Raw genomic sequence first — 17,253 nt, 5'->3', positions numbered from 1 at the left:
AAGAGGACTTCGGTGAAACAGGTCGTACAGAACTACAAGAGCGGCGAGCTCGCCCTGCTCGACGTGCCGGTCCCCGGGTGCAAGCCGGACGGTGTGCTCGTCCGCAGCGCCTACTCGCTGATCTCCACCGGGACCGAGCTCATGAAGGTGTCCGAGGCCGGCATGTCGATGCTCGGCAAGGCCCGCTCCCGCCCGGACCAGGTGGCCAAGGTCGTGCAGAGCGTGGCCACGAACGGGGTGCCCGCCACGTACCGCAAGGTGATGGGCAAGCTGGACTCCTACACGCCGCTGGGCTACTCGCTGTGCGGGGTGGTCGAGCAGGTCGGCGCCGGGATCGACGACGTGAAGGTCGGCGACCTCGTGGCCTGCGCCGGCAACGAGCACGCGCTGCACGCCGAGCTGAACTGGGTGCCGAAGAACCTCTACGCCCCGGTGCCGGACGGCCTCGCGCCGCGGCACGCGGCCTTCGGCACCGTCGGCTCGATCGCGCTGCAGGGCGTCCGCCAGGGCGAGTCACGGCTCGGTGAGGTGGCGCTGGTCATCGGCCTCGGGCTGATCGGGCAGCTGGTGGTGCAGCTGCTGGCCGCCTCGGGGGTCCGCGTGGTCGGGGCCGACCCCGACCCGGCTCGCTGCGAGCTCGCCGAGAGCCTGGGCGCGGCGGCCTGCGGCGATCCCGGGTCCGCGGCCGTGGAGAGCGCGGTGGCCGAACTCACCGGCGGTCACGGCGTGGACCAGGTGTATCTGGCCGCCGGCGGTGGCAGCAACCAGCCCGTCGAGCTGGCCGCGCGGCTGAGCCGGGACCGCGGCCGGGTCGTCGACATCGGCAAGTGCCGCCTCGACCTGCCGTGGAACGCGTACTACGAGAAGGAGCTCGACGTCCGGTTCTCCCGCAGCTACGGCCCCGGGCGCTACGACCCGGCGTACGAGCTGGAGGGCCGGGACTACCCGATCGGCTACGTGCGCTGGACCGAGCGCCGCAACCTGGCGTGCTTCCTCGACCTCGCGGCCCGCGGCAGCGTCGACGTGGAGCCGCTGATCTCCCACATCGCCGCCTTCGACGACGCCGTCGAGACGTACCGGAGCCTGAAGGACGGCGAACTGAAGGCCGTGGCCGTGCTGTTCCGGTACCCGGACCAGGAGGCGGAGGCACAGACCCCGGCGAAGGCCCCGGCCGTGGCCGTTCCCGCGGTGCGGCGGGGCGGCGGTGAGGGGTCCGCCCCGGTGCGGGCCGCGAAGACGCCGGTGCGTCTCGCGTTCGTCGGCGCGGGGAACTACGCGACGTCGATGCTGCTGCCGCATCTGGCCCAGCGCGACGGCGTCGAGCTGTCGACGGTCGTCACCACGACGGCGCTGTCCGCGGCCAACGCCAAGCGGAAGTTCGGCTTCGCCGAGGCGACCACCGATCTCGACGCCGTGCTCGGCGACAAGTCCGTCGACGCGGTGTTCGTGGTCACCCGGCACAGCTCGCACGCCGAGCTGACGCGCAAGGCGCTGCTGGCCGGCAAGACGGTGTTCGTGGAGAAGCCGCTGGCGCTCACCGAGGACGAACTGGTCGGTGTGCTCGCCGCGGTGGAGGAGTCCGGCAACGACCGGCTGCAGGTGGGCTTCAACCGCCGCTTCTCGCCGCTGCTGCAGGAGGCCAAGAAGCGGTTCGGCGCCCGGACCGGCCCGGCGAGCCTGCGCTACCTCGTCAACGCGGGGCAGCTGACCCACGGCAGCTGGTACCTCCAGCAGGGCACCGAGGGCTCGCGGTTCGCCGGCGAGGGCGGCCACTTCGTCGACACCGCGAGCTGGCTGCTCGACGCCGACCCGGTCTCGGTGTACGCGGTCGCCCCGTCCGGCAACGAGGACCTGCAGGTCGTCCTGCGCTACCCGGACGGCTCCACCGCCTCCATCAGCTACGTCACCACCGGAGCGCCCGGCTTCCCCAAGGAGACGCTGGACCTGGTCGCGGACGGCAAGGTGCTGCGGCTCGACGACTTCGTGCGCGCCTCGGTGTACGGCCGCAAGCGGTGGGTCAGTTCGCGGCTGCCGAAGGCCCGGGACAAGGGCCAGTCCGCCGAACTGGCCGCGTTCGTCAAGGCCGTCCGTACCGGCGGCCCGATGCCGGTGCCGCTGGAGTCGCTGGTCGCCACCACGGCGGCCACCCTCGCCGTGCAGGCCGGTCTGGCCGGCGGCGTGCCGGTGACGCTGGCGGGGACGCGATGACCATGAGCGCGGGCTGGTACCTGCGGCGGCTGTCCCGGATGGGGCCGCGGGAGGTCGGCGGCCGGGTGGGCGACACGGTGCGCAGACGGCGGTGGCGGTCGGCGTTGCCGGACTGTCCGGACGTGACCGGCGCCCGGTTCACCGCGGTGCTGCCCGCGGGAACCGTCGACGCGGTACCGCCGGACGCCGCGAAGCGTCTGGTCGCCGAGGCGGACCGGCTGCTGGACGGGCACGCCGAGTTCTTCGGGGTGGACCGTGACGACCTGGCCGACCCGGACTGGTCGTACGACCCGAGGACCGGGCGCCGGGCTCCGCTGGTGTACGCCTTCGACGTGCCCTACCGCGACGAGGAGGCGGTCGGGGACATCAAACAGATCTGGGAGCCGTCCCGGCACCAGTACCTCACCGTGCTCGCCGCCGCGTACGCGGTCACCGGGGACGAGCGGTACGCCGAGCGGGTCGACGCGCACCTGCGGTCGTGGTGGGCGGTCAACGCGCCGCTGCGCGGGGTGCACTGGACCAGTGGCATCGAGCTGGGGATCCGGCTGCTGTCCTGGGTGTGGATCCGCCGGCTGCTCGACGGCTGGCCGGGCGCGGCCGCCCTGTTCGAGGACAACCCGGTGGCGCGCGAGCAGATCTGGCACCACCAGCGCTGGCTGGCCGCCTTCCCCAGCCGGGGTTCCTCGGCGAACAACCACGTCGTCGCCGAGGCCGCCGGGCAGTTCGCCGCGGCCTGCGCGTTCGGGTGGTTCCCCTCCTCGGCGCGCTGGCGGGCCGACGCGCTGCGCTCGCTGGACCGGAACCTGCGCGGCAACACCTTCGGCTCCGGTCTCAACCGGGAGCTGGCCACCGAGTACCACGGACTGGTGCTGGAGCTCGGCCTGGCCGCGCTGGCCGAGGCGGACGCCTCCGGTGTACCGGTCCCCGCGACGGTCCGGCTGGTGCTGCTGCGGATGACCGACGCGCTCGCGGCCGTCGTGGACAACCGGCTGCGGCCGCCGCGCCAGGGGGACGCGGACGACGGGCACGGTCTGATCGTGGACGGCGCGGGCACCGACCGCTGGGGCTCGCTGCTGGCCACCGGGGAGGCCGTGTTCGGCCGGCTCGGCTGGTGGCCGGAGGTGACCGGCACCGATGTGCGCACCCCGCTGCTGGCCGCGCTCGTCCGACCGTACGCGAAGGACGGAGCCTCACCGGCCGTGTCCCGTCCGGCGAACAGGCCGGCCCACTTCTCCGACGCGGGCATGACCATCCTGCGCGGTCCGGAGGAGATCTGGGTCCGCTGCGACGGCGGTCCGCACGGTTTCCTGTCCATCGCCGCGCACGCCCACGCGGACGCGCTGTCGGTGGAGGTCCGGCACGACGGGGTCGACGTGCTCGCGGACCCGGGGACGTTCTGCTATCACGGGCAGCCCGAGTGGCGGCGGTACTTCCGCTCCACCCTCGGCCACAACACCCTGGAGCTGGACGGCGCCGACCAGTCGGTCTCCGGCGGCCCGTTCCTGTGGACCCGGCATGCCCTCAGTCGCGTCCTGGTCGCGGACACGTCCGGTGAGAAGACGCTCCGCTGGTGCGCCGAGCACGACGGCTATCAGCCCTCCGCGCACCGCCGCAGGGTGGAACTGACAGCCGAAAGGCGGGAGTTGAGGGTGGTCGACGAGGTGCGCGGCCCGCGCCGGACCGTGCGGCTCGCGTTCCACCTCGGTCCGGCGATCACCGCGGACCTGGAGGGGAACCGGGCGCGTCTCACCTGGACCCGGGACGGCGAGGACCGCTCCGCGGTGCTCGACCTGCCCGGGGAGCTGACCTGGCGGGCGCACCGCGGCGAGAGCGAACCGCCGCTGGGCTGGTACTCCGCGGGCTTCGGGCGCAAGGAACCCGCCACCACGCTGGTGGGCACCGGAGTCGCCGAGGGCACGCGGGAGTTCAGCACCGTACTCGGGTTCAGCGGCTAGAGGGGGAAGGACGCTTGAGGATCAAGGGGCGGCACGGGGCGCTGCCGACGGCACTGCTGGCACTGGCCCTGTCGGCGGCGACCGGCTGCCACAGCTCGTCGGACACGCGGCTGAAGCCGGCCGCCGAGCCGGCCGCGCCCGCGTCCGTGGCCCGGGTGTGCGCCGAGCCCGCGTCCGGGCCGGCGAAGGCACCGGCGGGCGCGGTGACGGTCGACCCCGCCGTGCCCGGCGACCTGGCCGCGAAGACCAGGAGCCATCCCCCGAGGACCACGTTCTGGCTTCGGCCGGGCAGGCACCGGCTCGACAAGAACCGCTACGCACAGGTCCTCCCCAAGAAGGGGGACGTCTACCTCGGCGCGCCCGGCGCGGTGCTCGACGGACGCAGGACCAACCAGTACGCGTTCGCCGGCACCGCCCCCGACGTCACCATCCGCTACCTGACCGTGCAGGGCTTCGTCGCCCCCCAGAACGAGGGCGTGGTCAACCACGACTCCGCCGACGGGTGGGTCGTCGAGCACACGACGATCCAGAAGAACTCGGGCGCCGGGCTGATGGCGGGCGCCCGGCAGCAGGTCCGCGCCAGCTGTCTGCGCGACAACGGCCAGTACGGCATGAACGCCTACAAGGGCAACGGCCGCATCACCGGCCTGGTGCTCGAGGGCAACGAGATCACGGGCAACAACACGGACGACTGGGAGCGCAAGCAGGAGGGCTGCGGCTGCACCGGAGGCGTCAAGTTCTGGGCCGTCGACGGCGCCGACATACGCGGCAACTGGGTGCACGACAACCGCGGGACCGGGTTGTGGGCGGACACCAACAACAACGACTTCCTCATCGAGGACAACGTGCTCGAGGCCAACGACGGTGCCGCGCTGATCTACGAGACCAGCTACAACGCGGTCATCCGGAGAAACACGATCCGCAAGAACAACTGGGTCGAGGGCCGCAAGTACGCCGACCGCGGCGACAACTTCCCGTTCGCGACGGTCTATCTGTCCGAGTCCGGCGGCGAACCACGGGTCCGGGCCCGCACGGACAAGATCGACGTCTATCGGAACGTGCTGGAGAACAACTGGTCCGGGATCACCCTGTGGGAGAACGCCGACCGGTTCTGCAACAGCCCGGCCAACACCTCGTCCGGCGACTGCACGCTGCTGGTGAAGAACGCCAAGCGCTGTGCCCGCCCCGCGATCGCCACGGCGCCGCTCTACGACGACTGCCGGTGGAGGACCCAGCGGGTGGACATCCACGGCAACCGCTTCGTGCTGGACAAGTCCGTCGTCGGCTGCACGGTGAGGTGCGACCGCATGGCCGTGCTGTCCAACTACGGCACCTACCCGGACTGGTCGCCGTACCAGGGCGAGCGGGTGGCCGAGGCGATCACCCTCAAGCAGCACAACCGCTGGCACGACAACACCTACGTCGGACCGTGGAGGTTCGTCGCCCACGACCCGAGCCGGATGCTCGACCCCGCACAGTGGCAGGCCGCGCCGTACCGGCAGGACGCGGGCAGCACCTTCCGCGGCCAGGACGGTGGCTGAGATGCGTACCGACCACACGCCGAAGATCGTCGGGACCGTCTGGGGACTGCTGATCCTCAACACGCTCGGCTCCGCCGGGGCGAAGACCATCGTCCCGCTGCCCCGTTCGCTCATCCAGATGGTCACCATGGGCGCGCTGGTCACCGCGTTCGCGCTGGCCCTCACGGTCAATGCCCGGCTGCGGATCCGGGCCGGCGCCTATCTGTTCCTGCTCACCCTGCTGCTGGTGCTGAGCGTGATCTCCAGCGTGCATCTGGAGTCCGGGTTCGGGGCGCTGTTCCGCTGCTTCAGGCTCTCCCTGTTCGTCGGCACACTGTGGCTGCTCAGCCGCTGGTGGGACGGCGGGACGACCTTCGTCCGGCACCACATCCGGATGTACCTGGCGGTGCTGGGCACGGTGGCCGCCGGGCTGATCGCCTCACCGGGTGCCGCCCTGCCGGATCTGTACGGCGGACGGCTGGTCGGCGCGCTGTGGCCGCTCACCCCGCCGCAGATCGGACAGTACGCGGCGGTGATCATCGGGCTGACCGTGCTGCTCCTCCTGGGCGGTCGCACCGACCGGACCAGCGCGGCCGTGGTCATCGTGCCCTCGCTCGTCCTGCTCGCCCTGACCCACACCCGGACGGCCACGCTCGGCCTGCTCGTCGGGCTGGTGCTGGCGATCGGTTCGCTCATGCTGACCAGCGGCGCCGCCCGCCGGTTCTTCACCAGGGCGGTGGTGATCGCCACGGTGGCTGCGGTGGGGTTCGCCTCCGCGCTGCAGACGTGGTTCCTGCGCGGGCAGAGCCAGGAGAACTTCTCCAGCCTCACCGGCCGGGCCAAGGTCTGGCACGCCCTGCTGACAGCACCCCGGACCACCACCGAGTACCTGTTCGGCCACGGCCTGGGCGACAAGTCGTTCGACGGGCTCCCGATCGACAACAGCTGGCTGGCCGTCTACAACGAGCAGGGCGTGATCGGCGTCGGCCTGGTGGCGGCGTTCCTCGTCGTGCTGGGCGGGGTCGCGCTGCTGCGGCCGCCGTCGCTGGAGCGGGCCTGCGCGATCTTCCTGATCAGCTACTGCGCGATGGCGTCGTACACCGAGGCCGGACTGGGCGACGCCTCGCCGTATCTGCTGCATCTGGCCGTGGCCGCCTCACTGCTGGCGACGCCCGCCCCGGCCGCTCCCCTGCCGGTACCCGAAGTGCCCCGACGGCGCGTCCCGCGCTGGGCCCAGAGATCGGAGGTGGGCTGAGCATGCACGTCCTCGTGGTGCACAACCGCTACGCCTCGGCGCAGCCGAGCGGTGAGAACAAGGTCGTCGACCAGGAGGTGGCGCTGCTGCGCGGGGCCGGCCATCAGGTCGAGCTGTTCGAGCGGCGCAGCGACGACATCGGCGCCCTGTCCCTGCCGGCCAAGGCCGCGCTGCCGCTGCTGGTGCCGTGGAACCCGGCGGTCCGCAAGGAACTCGCCGCCAGGCTCCGCGCCGAGCGGCCGGACGTGGTGCACGTCCACAACGTGTTCCCGCTGCTGTCGCCCGCGGTGCTGGCCGCCTGTGCCGACGCGGGCGTGCCCGCCGTCGCCACCCTGCACAACTACACCCAGGTCTGTCCGCCCGGCACGCTGCAGCGGGACGGCCGGCCGTGCACCGAGTGCGTCGGCTCCACACCGCTGCCCGCGGTCCGGCACGGCTGTTACCGCGGCTCCCGGCTGGCGACCGTGCCGCTCGCGGTCAGCCTGTCGGCCAACCGGCGGCGCTGGTGGTCCGGCGTGGAGCGGTTCTTCTGCATCTCGGCGGCGCAGCGCGAGGTCCTCGTGGGGGCCGGGATGCCGGCCGAACGCCTGGCGGTGAAGCACAACTTCGTGCCCGAGCCGGGTGACCGCCGGCAGGGCGACGGCGAGCATCTGCTCTACCTCGGCCGGCTCGCGGAGGCCAAGGGCGTACGGCTGCTCATGGCCGCGTGGGACGAGATCACCTCCGGCGGCGGAATCGGCGTGCCGCTCATGATCGCCGGAACGGGGCCCCTGGAGCGGGAGGTGGCCGACTGGGCGGCGGGACGGGACGACGTGCGCTACGTCGGCCTGTACGGCCAGGAGGAGTGCCGGCGGGCCATCGCGCGGTCGGTGGCCGTGGTGGCTCCCTCCACCTGGCTGGAGGCGTTCGGCCTGGTGGTGGTGGAGGCGATGGCCGCGGGGGTCCCGGCGGTCGCCGCCGGTCACGGCGCCTTCGTCGAACTCGTCGAGGACGGGGTGACCGGACTGCTGCACCGGCCGGGCGAGCCCGGCTCGCTCGCGTCCTGCCTGCGCCTGATCACGGCCGGGCAGGTCCGCAACCGGGAGATGGGACAGGCGGCCCGGCGCCGGTACGAGAAGGACTTCAGCCCGGCCGTCGGGCTGGAGCGCCTGGTGGAGGGGTACCGCACCGCGATCGCGGTGCGGTCCGGCGACGGGGACGGCCCGCCGCCGGTAGGGGAAAGAACGGGCTCGTCGCGGGTGCACCCGGGCGAGCGGGATGGGGGAAATTGATGTCACGTTGCCGACTCTGCGGCGCGGCGTCGCTCGCGAGCGTCGTCGATCTCGGGGCGACCCCGCCGTGCGAGAGCTTTCTCGCCGCGGACCAACTGGACCAGCCGGAGCCGGCGTACCCGCTGCACCTGCGGGTGTGCACCAACTGCTGGCTCGCGCAGATCCCACCGCTGATCACACCGGAGGAGACGTTCAGCGAGTACGCGTACTTCTCCTCCTTCTCGACCTCCTGGGTGGAGCACGCGCGCACGTTCGTCGACGGCGCCGTGGAGAAGGCCGGTCTCGGCCCCGACGCCTTCGTGGTCGAGGTCGCGAGCAACGACGGATACCTGCTGAAGCACGTGGTGGACCGCGGGATCCGCTGCCTGGGCATCGAGCCCTCGGTGAACGTCGGTGCCGCCGCGCGGGACGCGGGTGTGCCCACGCTCACGGAGTTCCTGTCTCCCGGCACCGGCGCGGCCGTCCGCGCCGAGCACGGCCCGGCGGACCTGGTCGTGGCCAACAACGTGTACGCGCACATCCCCGACGTGGTCGGGTTCACCCAGGGGCTGCGCGCCCTGGTCGCCGACGACGGCTGGGTCTCGATCGAGGTGCAGCACCTGCTGACCCTGATCGAGGAGAACCAGTACGACACGATCTACCACGAGCACTTCCAGTACTACACGGTCGCGTCCGCGATCCGGGCGCTGGCGAGCGGCGGACTCACGCTCGTGGACGTCGAGTTGCTGCCCACGCACGGCGGCTCCATCCGGCTGTGGGCCCGCCCGGCCGAGGTGGCCGGCGAGCCGTCCGCGAGGGTGGCCGAGGTCCTCGACCGGGAGAAGGCCGCCGGGCTCCAGGACCTGTCCGGGTACACCGAGTTCTCCGCCCGGGTGGCCAAGGTGCGCCGGGACCTGCTGCGGTTCCTCATCGACGCGGCCGAGCGCGGTGAGCGCGTCGTCGGCTACGGCGCCCCGGGCAAGGGCAACACCCTGCTCAACCACTGCGGCATCCGGCCCGACCTGCTCGCGTACACGGTCGACCGCAACCCGTACAAGCACGGCAGGTTCACCCCCGGCACCCGCATCCCGATCCTGGCGCCGGAGCAGATCGCCGCCGACAAGCCGGACTACGTCCTCGTCCTGCCGTGGAACCTGCGGACCGAGCTGTCCGAGCAGTTGTCCTTCGTGCACGACTGGGGCGGCCGCCTGGTCTTCCCCATTCCGGAACTGAGCATTGTCGAGGTCAAGGCATGAAGGTCGTACTGTTCTGCGGCGGCTACGGGATGCGCATGCGCAACGGCACCTCCGACGACGTGCCCAAGCCGATGGCGATGGTCGGCCCGCGCCCGCTGATCTGGCATGTCATGCGCTACTACGCGCACTTCGGGCACAAGGAGTTCATCCTGTGCCTCGGGTACGGGGCCCACCACATCAAGGACTTCTTCCTCAACTACGAGGAGACGACGTCCAACGACTTCGTACTGCGGGGCGGGCGGCCCGAGTTGCTGTCCACCGACATCGCCGACTGGACGATCACGTTCGCGCAGACGGGCATCGAGTCGCCGATCGGGGAGCGGCTGCGCCGGGTGCGCCATCATCTGGACGGCGACGAGATGTTCCTCGCCAACTACGCCGACGTGCTCACCGACGCCCCGCTGCCGGAGATGATCGACAACTTCGCCCGGCGTGACGCCGGAGCGTCGATGATGGTGGTGCCGCCGCAGTCCTCGTTCCACTGCGTGGACCTGGGCGAGGACGGCCTGGTGGGAGGCATCACCGCGGTGAGCGACATGCCGCTGTGGGAGAACGGCGGCTACTTCGTGCTCCGCCAGGAGGTCTTCGACCACATCCCGGAGAACGGGGACCTGGTCGCCGACGGCTGCGCCCAACTGGCCAAGCAGGGACGGCTGGTGGCCCACCAGCACCGCGGGTTCTGGAAGCCGACCGACACCGTGAAGGAACGGGCCGCGCTCGACGACGCCTACACCCGGGGCGAGCGCCCGTGGGCCGTGTGGGAGCACGGCGGCACCGGGGCACGCGTGCCCGCGAGCCGGGCCGGCGCCGGGGCGGGGACCGCGTGATCCGGCTCGGGGCGGGGCCCCTGAACCGGATCGTCGCGGTGGGCGCGCACTGCGACGACATCGCCATCGGCGCCGGTGGAACGCTGCTGACGTTGTGTCAGGCACGGCCGGGCGTCCGCGTCGACGCGCTGGTGCTCTCCGGCGGTGGCGGCGAGCGGGAGCAGGAGGAGCGGGCCGCGCTCGCCGCCTTCTGCCCGGGCGCCGACCTCAGGCTGACCGTGCACAAACTGCCGGACGGCCGACTGCCCGCGCACTGGGACGAGGCCAAGGGCGCGGTCGAGGAGCTGCGCGCGGGGACGGAGCCGGATCTCGTCCTGGCCCCGCGCACCGAGGACGCGCACCAGGACCACCGCGGCCTGGCGAAACTCATGACCACGGCGTTCCGCGACCACCTCGTGCTCGGCTACGAGATCGTCAAGTGGGACGGCGATCTCGGCCGTCCGGTGGCGTACCAGCCGCTGTCGCCCGAGATCGCCGAACAGAAGGTGCGGCTGCTGCAGGAGCACTACCCCTCGCAGCAGCACCGGCCCTGGTACGACCGGGAGGCCTTCCTCGGGCTCGCCCGGATCCGCGGTATCGAAAGCAACGCGCGCTACGCCGAGGCGTTCGCCGTCACCAAACTCACTCTCGACCTGGGGGAATGAACCTTGCGCGTACTGCTGACCGGGCACCAGGGCTACCTGGGCACCGTCATGGCCCCGGTCCTCACGGCCGCCGGGCACGAGGTCGTCGGACTGGACTCCGGCCTGTTCGCCGACTGCGTGCTCGGCCCGGCGCCCGCCGACCCGCCGGGGCCCCGGGTCGACCTGCGTGACGTCACGGCCGAACACGTGGCCGGGGTGGACGCCGTGATCCACCTGGCCGCGCTGTCCAACGACCCCCTGGGGTCGCTGGCGCCGGAACTCACCTACGACATCAACCACCACGCGTCCGTGAAGCTGGCCCGCCTCGCCCGCGAGGCCGGGGTGCGGCGCTTCCTGTACGCGTCCACGTGCTCGGTCTACGGCGCCGCCGGCGGCGACGAACTCGTGTCCGAGGAGGCGCCGTTGCGCCCGGTGACGCCGTACGCGGAGTCCAAGGTGCGGGTGGAGGACGATCTGCACGAGCTGGCGGACGGCGACTTCAGCCCGGTGTACATGCGCAACGCCACCGCCTTCGGCTACTCGCCCCGGCTGCGCGCCGACATCGTGCTGAACAACCTGGTGGGGCACGCCCTGCTGTCCGGTGAGGTGCTCGTCCTGTCCGACGGCACCCCCTGGCGTCCGCTGGTGCACGCCGCCGACATCGCCCGGGCCTTCACGGCCGCGCTGGCCGCTCCCCGGGAAGCGGTGCACGACCGGGCGTTCAACATCGGCAGCGAGACCAACAACGTCACGGTCGCCGAGATCGCCGAGCAGGTCGCCGAGGCGGTGTCCGGCGCCAAGGTGGTGATCACCGGGGAGAACGGTGCCGATCCGCGGTCGTACCGGGTGGACTTCTCCCGGTTCCGCACGGCGATCCCCGGCTTCGACTGCGAGTGGTCGGTGAAGCGGGGCGCGCTCGAACTCGCCGACGCCTACCGGAAGCACGGGCTGACCCGGGAGGCCTTCGAGCAACGCTTCACCCGGCTCGCCGTGCTGCGCGCGGCCTCCGAGGCGGGCACCGTCGACGACACCCTGCGGTGGCGCCGGTGACCACGCGTGTAAAAAGAGGTGTCGGCGAGGAGATGCACGAACTGGTGCGGCGGATGTACCCGCTGTGCCGGAGCATCACCGGCGACGGGGTGCGCGCCACCCTGGACATCGTCGGCGAGTACATCCCGCTCACGGTGCACGAGGTGCCCACGGGCACACAGGTGCTCGACTGGACGGTTCCGCAGGAGTGGAACATCCGGGACGCGTACGTCGCCGACGGCACGGGCAGGCGGGTCGTCGACTTCGCCGCGTCCAGCCTGCACGTGCTCGGCTACAGCGTGCCGGTGTCGGCGACCGTGCCGCTGTCCGAGCTGCGCGGGCACCTGCACACCCTGCCGGACCACCCGTCCTGGGTGCCGTACCGCACCAGCTACTACAAGCCGGAATGGGGGTTCTGCCTGTCCCAGGAGACCCTCGACGCGATGCCGGACGGCGAGTACGAGGTGCGGATCGACTCCACCCTCGCCGACGGCCACCTCACCTACGCCGAGCACGTCGTCCCCGGGCAGGTCGCCGACGAGGTGATCGTCTCCTGCCACGTCTGCCACCCGTCGCTGGCCAACGACAACCTGGCCGGCGTCGCGGTGGCGACGTACCTGGCGCGGGCGCTCGCGGAGCAGAACCCGTACTACACCTACCGGTTCATCTTCGCGCCCGGCACGATCGGGGCGATCACCTGGCTGGCCCGCAACGTCGAGCGGGTGGAACAGGTCAAGCACGGCCTCGTGCTGGCCTGCGCGGGCGACCGGGGCGATCTGACGTACAAGCAGAGCCGGCGCGGCGACGCGGAGATCGACCGGGTGCTGCGGCACGTGCTGGCTGCCTCCGAACGCCCGCACCGGATCGACGAGTTCACGCCGTACGGCTACGACGAGCGGCAGTACTGCTCGCCCGGGTTCGACCTCGGCGTGGGCTCGCTCAGCCGGACCCCGTACGCGGGCTATCCCGAGTACCACACCTCCGCGGACAACCCGGACTTCGTCTCCCCGGAGGCGATGGCGGACACGCTCGCCGTGTGCCGCGAGGCGTTCGGCGTCCTGGACCGCAACCGGCGGTACGTCAACCTCAGTCCCTACGGCGAGCCGCAGTTGGGCCGGCGCGGACTGTACGACGCGCTCGGCGGCCGCAGCGACACCAAGCAGGCGCAGATGGCCATGCTGTGGGTGCTCAGCCTCTCCGACGGCGAGCACTCGCTGCTGGACGTGGCCGAGCGGTCCGGGCTGCCGTTCGACACCGTCGCCACCGCGGCGGACGCCCTGCGCGGCGCCGAACTGATCAAGGCGTGAGGCCCGTGACCACGGAGGGGGAGACGACGAGGGCACCGGCGGGGTCCGCCAAGCGTGCCCTCGTCGGCCGGCTGTCCTGGGGACTGGCCGACCAGGCGGCCTCCAGCGTGAGCAACTTCGCGGTGGGCCTCTACGTGGCCCGCTCGCTCGGGGTGACCGCGTTCGGCGTGTTCAGCCTCGCCTGGGTGACGTACGGCGTGGTGCTCAACGTCTCCCGCGGGCTGGCCACCGATCCGCTCACGGTGCGCTTCAGCGGCCCGCCGGGCCCGGCCTGGCGGGGGGCGGTGGGCCGCTCGACGGGTACCGCGCTCGGCGTGGGCGCCGTGCTCGGCGTGGTGTCCCTGGCGGCCGGGCTCGGCCTCGGCGGCCGCGTGGGGCCCGCGTTCGCCGCCCTCGGTGTCATGCTGCCGGGACTGCTGCTCCAGGACGCCTGGAGGTACTCGTTCTTCGCCGCGGGCACCGGGCGAAAGGCGTTCCTCAACGACGTCGTGTGGGGTGTCGCCCTGATCCCGGCCATGGTGGTGGCCGCCCGTGTGGGCAGTGTGGCCGCCTTCGTGCTCGCCTGGGGCGCATCCGCCACGGTGGCGGCGGGCTACGGCTGCGTCCAGTCCGGCATCCGGCCCCGGATGGCGGAGGCGCGCGGATGGCTGCGCGAGCAGCGCGACCTCGGCTACCGCTACCTGGTCGAGAACGTGAGCCTCAGCGGCGCGAGCCAGTTGCGGGCGTACGGGGTCGGCGCGATCGTCGGGGTGAGCGCGGTGGGAGCCGTGCGGGGCGCCGAGCTCCTCATGGGCCCGTTCCTCGCCGTACTGATGGGACTTTCCCTGGTCACCGTCCCGGAGGCGGCACGGGTACTGCGCCGGGCCCCGCACCGGCTGGCCAGGTTCTGCCTGCTCCTCGGCGGAGGACAGGCCGCCGGCTCGCTGCTCTGGGGCGCGGCGCTGCTGCTGATACCCGGCCGGCTCGGCGAGATGGCACTCGGCGACGTCTGGCACTCCGCTTCCCCGCTCATCGTGGCGATCAGCCTCGGCGTCGCGGGCGCGGGCCTCGGCACCGGTGCGGCGGCCGGGCTGCGCGCGCTCGGCGCGGCCCGGCGCAGCCTGCGCTGCCAGTTGTTCGCCTCCGTCTGCTACGTCGGCGGCGGACTCGGCGGCGCGGCCGCCGCCGGCGCGGTCGGCTCGGCCTGGGGCGTCGCCGCCGCGACCGTCAGCGGCTCGGCCGTGTGGTGGCTGCAACTGCGCTCCGCCCTGCGCGAGCACGCTCAAGAACCGATCCCCGAAGTGAGGACGTCATGACCGCGCAACCCAGGCTGAGCATCGGCCTGCCCGTCTACAACGGCGAGGAGTACCTGGCCGAGTCGCTCGACGCCCTGCTCGGCCAGACCTACGAGGACTTCGAGCTGGTCATCTCCGACAACGCCTCGGCCGACGGGACCGAGGACATCTGCCGCCGGTACGCGGCGAAGGACTCGCGCATCCGGTATCTGCGGCTGTCGAAGAACATCGGCGCCACACCGAACCACAACCATGTGTTCAACGAGTCGCGGGGCGAGCTGTTCAAGTGGGCCTCGCACGACGACCTGTACGGCCGGGACCTGCTGCGGCTGTGCGTGGAGGCCCTGGACGAACGGCCGGAGATGATCCTCGCGCACACCGGCCAGGCCGTCATCGACGGCGACGGCAAGGTGAAGGTCCCCTACGAGTACACCCTCGCCACCGACTCGCCGAGCGCGCCGGAGCGCTTCCGCAGTCTGCTGTTCGAGCCCGGCGGCGACGACTTCTACGGGGTGTTCCGGGCCGACAGGCTGCGCCGGGTGAAACCGATGGACAGTTACCACCACGCGGACCGCACCTACGTCGCCGAGATCACCCTGCACGGGCCCTTCCACCAGGTGCCCGAACTGCTGTACTTCCGCCGCGACCACCCCACCAGGGCCGAGCGGGCGAACCCGAGCAAGCGGTCCCGGTGTGTCAACCTGGACCCGCGCCGGGCGGGCCCGCTGCACCCGACGCCCCGGCTGCTCGCCGAGTACGTCTGGGGCTTCGCCTCGGCGATCCGGCGGGCGCCGCTGTCCCCGGCCGACCGGCGCGCGTGCTACCGCCACCTGGCCTCGTGGATGACCAGCCGGGTCCGGCCGGGTGCCGGCGAGCGGGTCGAGGACCGTGCCCCGGTCGACCCGGACCGGCTCGCCGTCTCCGTCGACGCCCTGGTCGCCGGCCGTGAGGGGAGGCGGTCGTGACGGCCGCGGACGGAACTCCGGTACGGGTCGGGATGTTCGGGCTGCTCGGCTCCGGCAACCTCGGCAACGACGGGTCGCTGGAAGCCGTGCTCGGGTACCTGCGGGACAGGCACCCGGAGGCGGCCGTGGACGCGCTGTGCGGCGGGCCCGAGGCCGTCACGGCCCGGTACGGGATCCCCGCGACGCGGCTGCACTGGTACCGCGGGGAGTACCGGACCGCGTCGCGTGCGGGCGCGGTCGTGGGGAAGGGCCTGGGCAAGTTCGTCGACGTCTTCCGCACCGCCTCCTGGGTGCGGAAGCACGATGTGGTGATCGTCCCCGGCATGGGCGTCCTGGAGGCCACGCTGCCGCTGCGGCCCTGGGGCTTCCCGTACGCGCTGTTCCTGCTCTGCGCGGCCGGCCGGCTGTCCGGCACCCGGGTCGCGCTGGTCGGTGTCGGCGCCGCCCCGATCGGCAACCGCGCGACCCGGACCCTGGTGCGCTGGTCGGCGCGGATGGCCGCGTACCGGTCGTACCGTGACGCCCCGTCCCGCGACGCCATGCGGGCGATGGGGGTGGACACCGCACGCGACGAGGTCTACCCGGACATCGCGTTCTCCCTGCCGGCGCCGCCGGCGGGCACGCCGTCCGAGGCTCCGGGCCTGGTCTGTGTCGGCGTCATGGCCTTCCACGGCAGCGACGACGACCGCGCCCGGGCCGAGGAGATCCACCGGCGCTACCTCGACGGGACGACCCGGTTCGTCCGCGCGCTGGTCGAGGAGGGCAGGCCGGTCCGGCTGGTCACCGGCGACGACGTGGACGCGCCGGTGGTCGAGGCGATCCTCGACGCGGTGGACTCGCCGCTGGTCACCGTCGCCGAGGCGGCCTCGCTGGCCGACGTGATGAAGGAGATGGCGGCCGCCGACACCGTGGTGGCGACCCGGTACCACAACCTGATCTGCGCGCTGCGGGCCGGCACGCCGACGCTCGCGCTCAGCTACGCGGCCAAGAGCGACGCGCTCATGGCCCTGATGGGGCTGGACACCTACAGCCATCCGGCCCGCGAGGTCGACACCGACCGGCTGCTCGAACAGTTCCGGGCGCTGGAGAAGAACGCCGCGGACGCGCGGCGGACCCTCACCGAGCGGAACCAGGACGCCGTCCGGCGTCTCGACCACCAGTTCGCCGCTCTGACGGCGGTCCTGTACCCGGCGACCGACGACGCCGACGCCCTGCGGGAGGCACCGTGAAAGCGACCGAAGTACCGACGATCGCCGGCGCGTACCTGTTCGAGCCGACGCCTTACGCCGACGAACGCGGCTTCTTCTGCCGCACCTTCGACTCCGACGTCGTCCGCTCGGTGGGCCTCGACCCGGACTCCTTCGTCCAGGACAGTCTGTCCCGCTCGGCCCAGGGCGTGCTGCGCGGCCTGCACCTGCGCTCCGGCGCCGGCGAGGCCAAGCTCGTGCGGTGCTCGTACGGGAGGATCTTCGACGTCGTCGTGGACCTGCGGGCGGACTCGCCGACGTATCGCAACGTGGCCACGTTCGAACTGTCCGGCGAGACGCAGGTGACCCTGTACATCCCGGCGGGGTGCGCGCACGGCTTCCAGTCGCTGACCGAGAGCGCCGACACCTCGTACCGGATCGACCGCCCGCACGATCCGGCCGAGGACGTGACGATCGCCTTCGACGACCCGGAGCTCGCCATTCCCTGGCCGCTGCCGGTCACCTCGATGTCCCGACGGGACCGGGAGGCACCGAGCCTCGCCGAAGTCCTGAAGCACGAAGAGAGTTGAGGTCCGC

The 17,253-nt window shown here is 72.3% G+C and carries 14 protein-coding genes; all 14 read left to right on the top strand.

Annotation, left to right across the window (positions count from 1 at the left end; translation table 11 throughout):
* Window positions 1–12 precede the first annotated feature (12 nt).
* Genes ACH4S8_RS15335 through rfbC form a run of 14 tightly spaced genes read left to right on the top strand, consistent with a single transcriptional unit; the run spans window position 13 to window position 17,246 of the window.
* Window positions 13–2,208, top strand: a complete 2,196-nt coding sequence (locus ACH4S8_RS15335; protein WP_398393924.1) for a bi-domain-containing oxidoreductase — start codon at window positions 13–15, stop codon at window positions 2,206–2,208.
* Window positions 2,205–4,163, top strand: coding sequence for an alginate lyase family protein (locus ACH4S8_RS15330; protein WP_398393922.1), 1,959 nt, complete (start codon window positions 2,205–2,207; stop codon window positions 4,161–4,163). The genes ACH4S8_RS15335 and ACH4S8_RS15330 overlap by 4 nt, the downstream gene beginning before the upstream one ends.
* Window positions 4,164–4,177: 14 nt before the next feature.
* The gene (locus tag ACH4S8_RS15325; RefSeq protein WP_398393920.1) at window positions 4,178–5,704 is read left to right on the top strand and encodes a right-handed parallel beta-helix repeat-containing protein; all 1,527 of its coding nucleotides are present in this window, start codon (window positions 4,178–4,180) and stop codon (window positions 5,702–5,704) included.
* A 1-nt stretch (window position 5,705) separates the two neighbouring features.
* Window positions 5,706–6,938 carry an O-antigen ligase domain-containing protein gene (locus ACH4S8_RS15320; RefSeq protein ID WP_398393918.1) on the top strand — a complete coding sequence of 411 codons (1,233 nt, stop codon included), beginning with the start codon at window positions 5,706–5,708 and terminating at the stop codon, window positions 6,936–6,938.
* Between the two features lie 2 nt (window positions 6,939–6,940).
* Window positions 6,941–8,209 carry a glycosyltransferase gene (locus tag ACH4S8_RS15315; RefSeq protein ID WP_398393916.1) on the top strand — a complete coding sequence of 423 codons (1,269 nt, stop codon included), beginning with the start codon at window positions 6,941–6,943 and terminating at the stop codon, window positions 8,207–8,209.
* Window positions 8,209–9,444: a methyltransferase domain-containing protein gene (locus tag ACH4S8_RS15310; protein ID WP_398393914.1), complete on the top strand. Its 1,236-nt coding sequence runs from the start codon at window positions 8,209–8,211 to the stop codon at window positions 9,442–9,444. Before ACH4S8_RS15315 ends, ACH4S8_RS15310 begins: the two co-directional genes overlap by 1 nt.
* Window positions 9,441–10,271, top strand: a complete 831-nt coding sequence (locus tag ACH4S8_RS15305) for a glucose-1-phosphate cytidylyltransferase (RefSeq protein WP_398393912.1) — start codon at window positions 9,441–9,443, stop codon at window positions 10,269–10,271. Before ACH4S8_RS15310 ends, ACH4S8_RS15305 begins: the two co-directional genes overlap by 4 nt.
* Window positions 10,268–10,915, top strand: a complete 648-nt coding sequence (locus ACH4S8_RS15300; protein WP_398393909.1) for a PIG-L deacetylase family protein — start codon at window positions 10,268–10,270, stop codon at window positions 10,913–10,915. The genes ACH4S8_RS15305 and ACH4S8_RS15300 overlap by 4 nt, the downstream gene beginning before the upstream one ends.
* Window positions 10,916–10,918: 3 nt before the next feature.
* On the top strand, window positions 10,919–11,944 hold the full coding sequence (locus ACH4S8_RS15295) for an NAD-dependent epimerase/dehydratase family protein (RefSeq protein ID WP_398393907.1): 1,026 nt from the start codon (window positions 10,919–10,921) through the stop codon (window positions 11,942–11,944).
* 32 nt (window positions 11,945–11,976) lie between these two features.
* On the top strand, window positions 11,977–13,230 hold the full coding sequence (locus ACH4S8_RS15290; RefSeq protein ID WP_398394119.1) for a DUF4910 domain-containing protein: 1,254 nt from the start codon (window positions 11,977–11,979) through the stop codon (window positions 13,228–13,230).
* A gap of 5 nt (window positions 13,231–13,235) precedes the next feature.
* The gene (locus ACH4S8_RS15285) at window positions 13,236–14,525 is read left to right on the top strand and encodes a hypothetical protein (RefSeq protein WP_398393905.1); all 1,290 of its coding nucleotides are present in this window, start codon (window positions 13,236–13,238) and stop codon (window positions 14,523–14,525) included.
* The gene (locus ACH4S8_RS15280) at window positions 14,522–15,469 is read left to right on the top strand and encodes a glycosyltransferase family 2 protein (RefSeq protein WP_398393903.1); all 948 of its coding nucleotides are present in this window, start codon (window positions 14,522–14,524) and stop codon (window positions 15,467–15,469) included. The genes ACH4S8_RS15285 and ACH4S8_RS15280 overlap by 4 nt, the downstream gene beginning before the upstream one ends.
* Window positions 15,466–16,698, top strand: a complete 1,233-nt coding sequence (locus tag ACH4S8_RS15275; protein WP_398393901.1) for a polysaccharide pyruvyl transferase family protein — start codon at window positions 15,466–15,468, stop codon at window positions 16,696–16,698. The genes ACH4S8_RS15280 and ACH4S8_RS15275 overlap by 4 nt, the downstream gene beginning before the upstream one ends.
* On the top strand, window positions 16,695–17,246 hold the full coding sequence (gene rfbC, locus ACH4S8_RS15270) for a dTDP-4-dehydrorhamnose 3,5-epimerase (RefSeq protein ID WP_398393899.1): 552 nt from the start codon (window positions 16,695–16,697) through the stop codon (window positions 17,244–17,246). The genes ACH4S8_RS15275 and rfbC overlap by 4 nt, the downstream gene beginning before the upstream one ends.
* Window positions 17,247–17,253 lie beyond the last annotated feature (7 nt).

Origin of the sequence: Streptomyces sp. NPDC021080 (assembly GCF_044333225.1) — a bacterium.
In the GTDB taxonomy this organism is placed as follows: domain Bacteria; phylum Actinomycetota; class Actinomycetes; order Streptomycetales; family Streptomycetaceae; genus Streptomyces.
The sequence above is the reverse complement of the archived record's forward strand: the minus strand, read 5'-3'. Positions and strand labels throughout refer to the sequence as shown.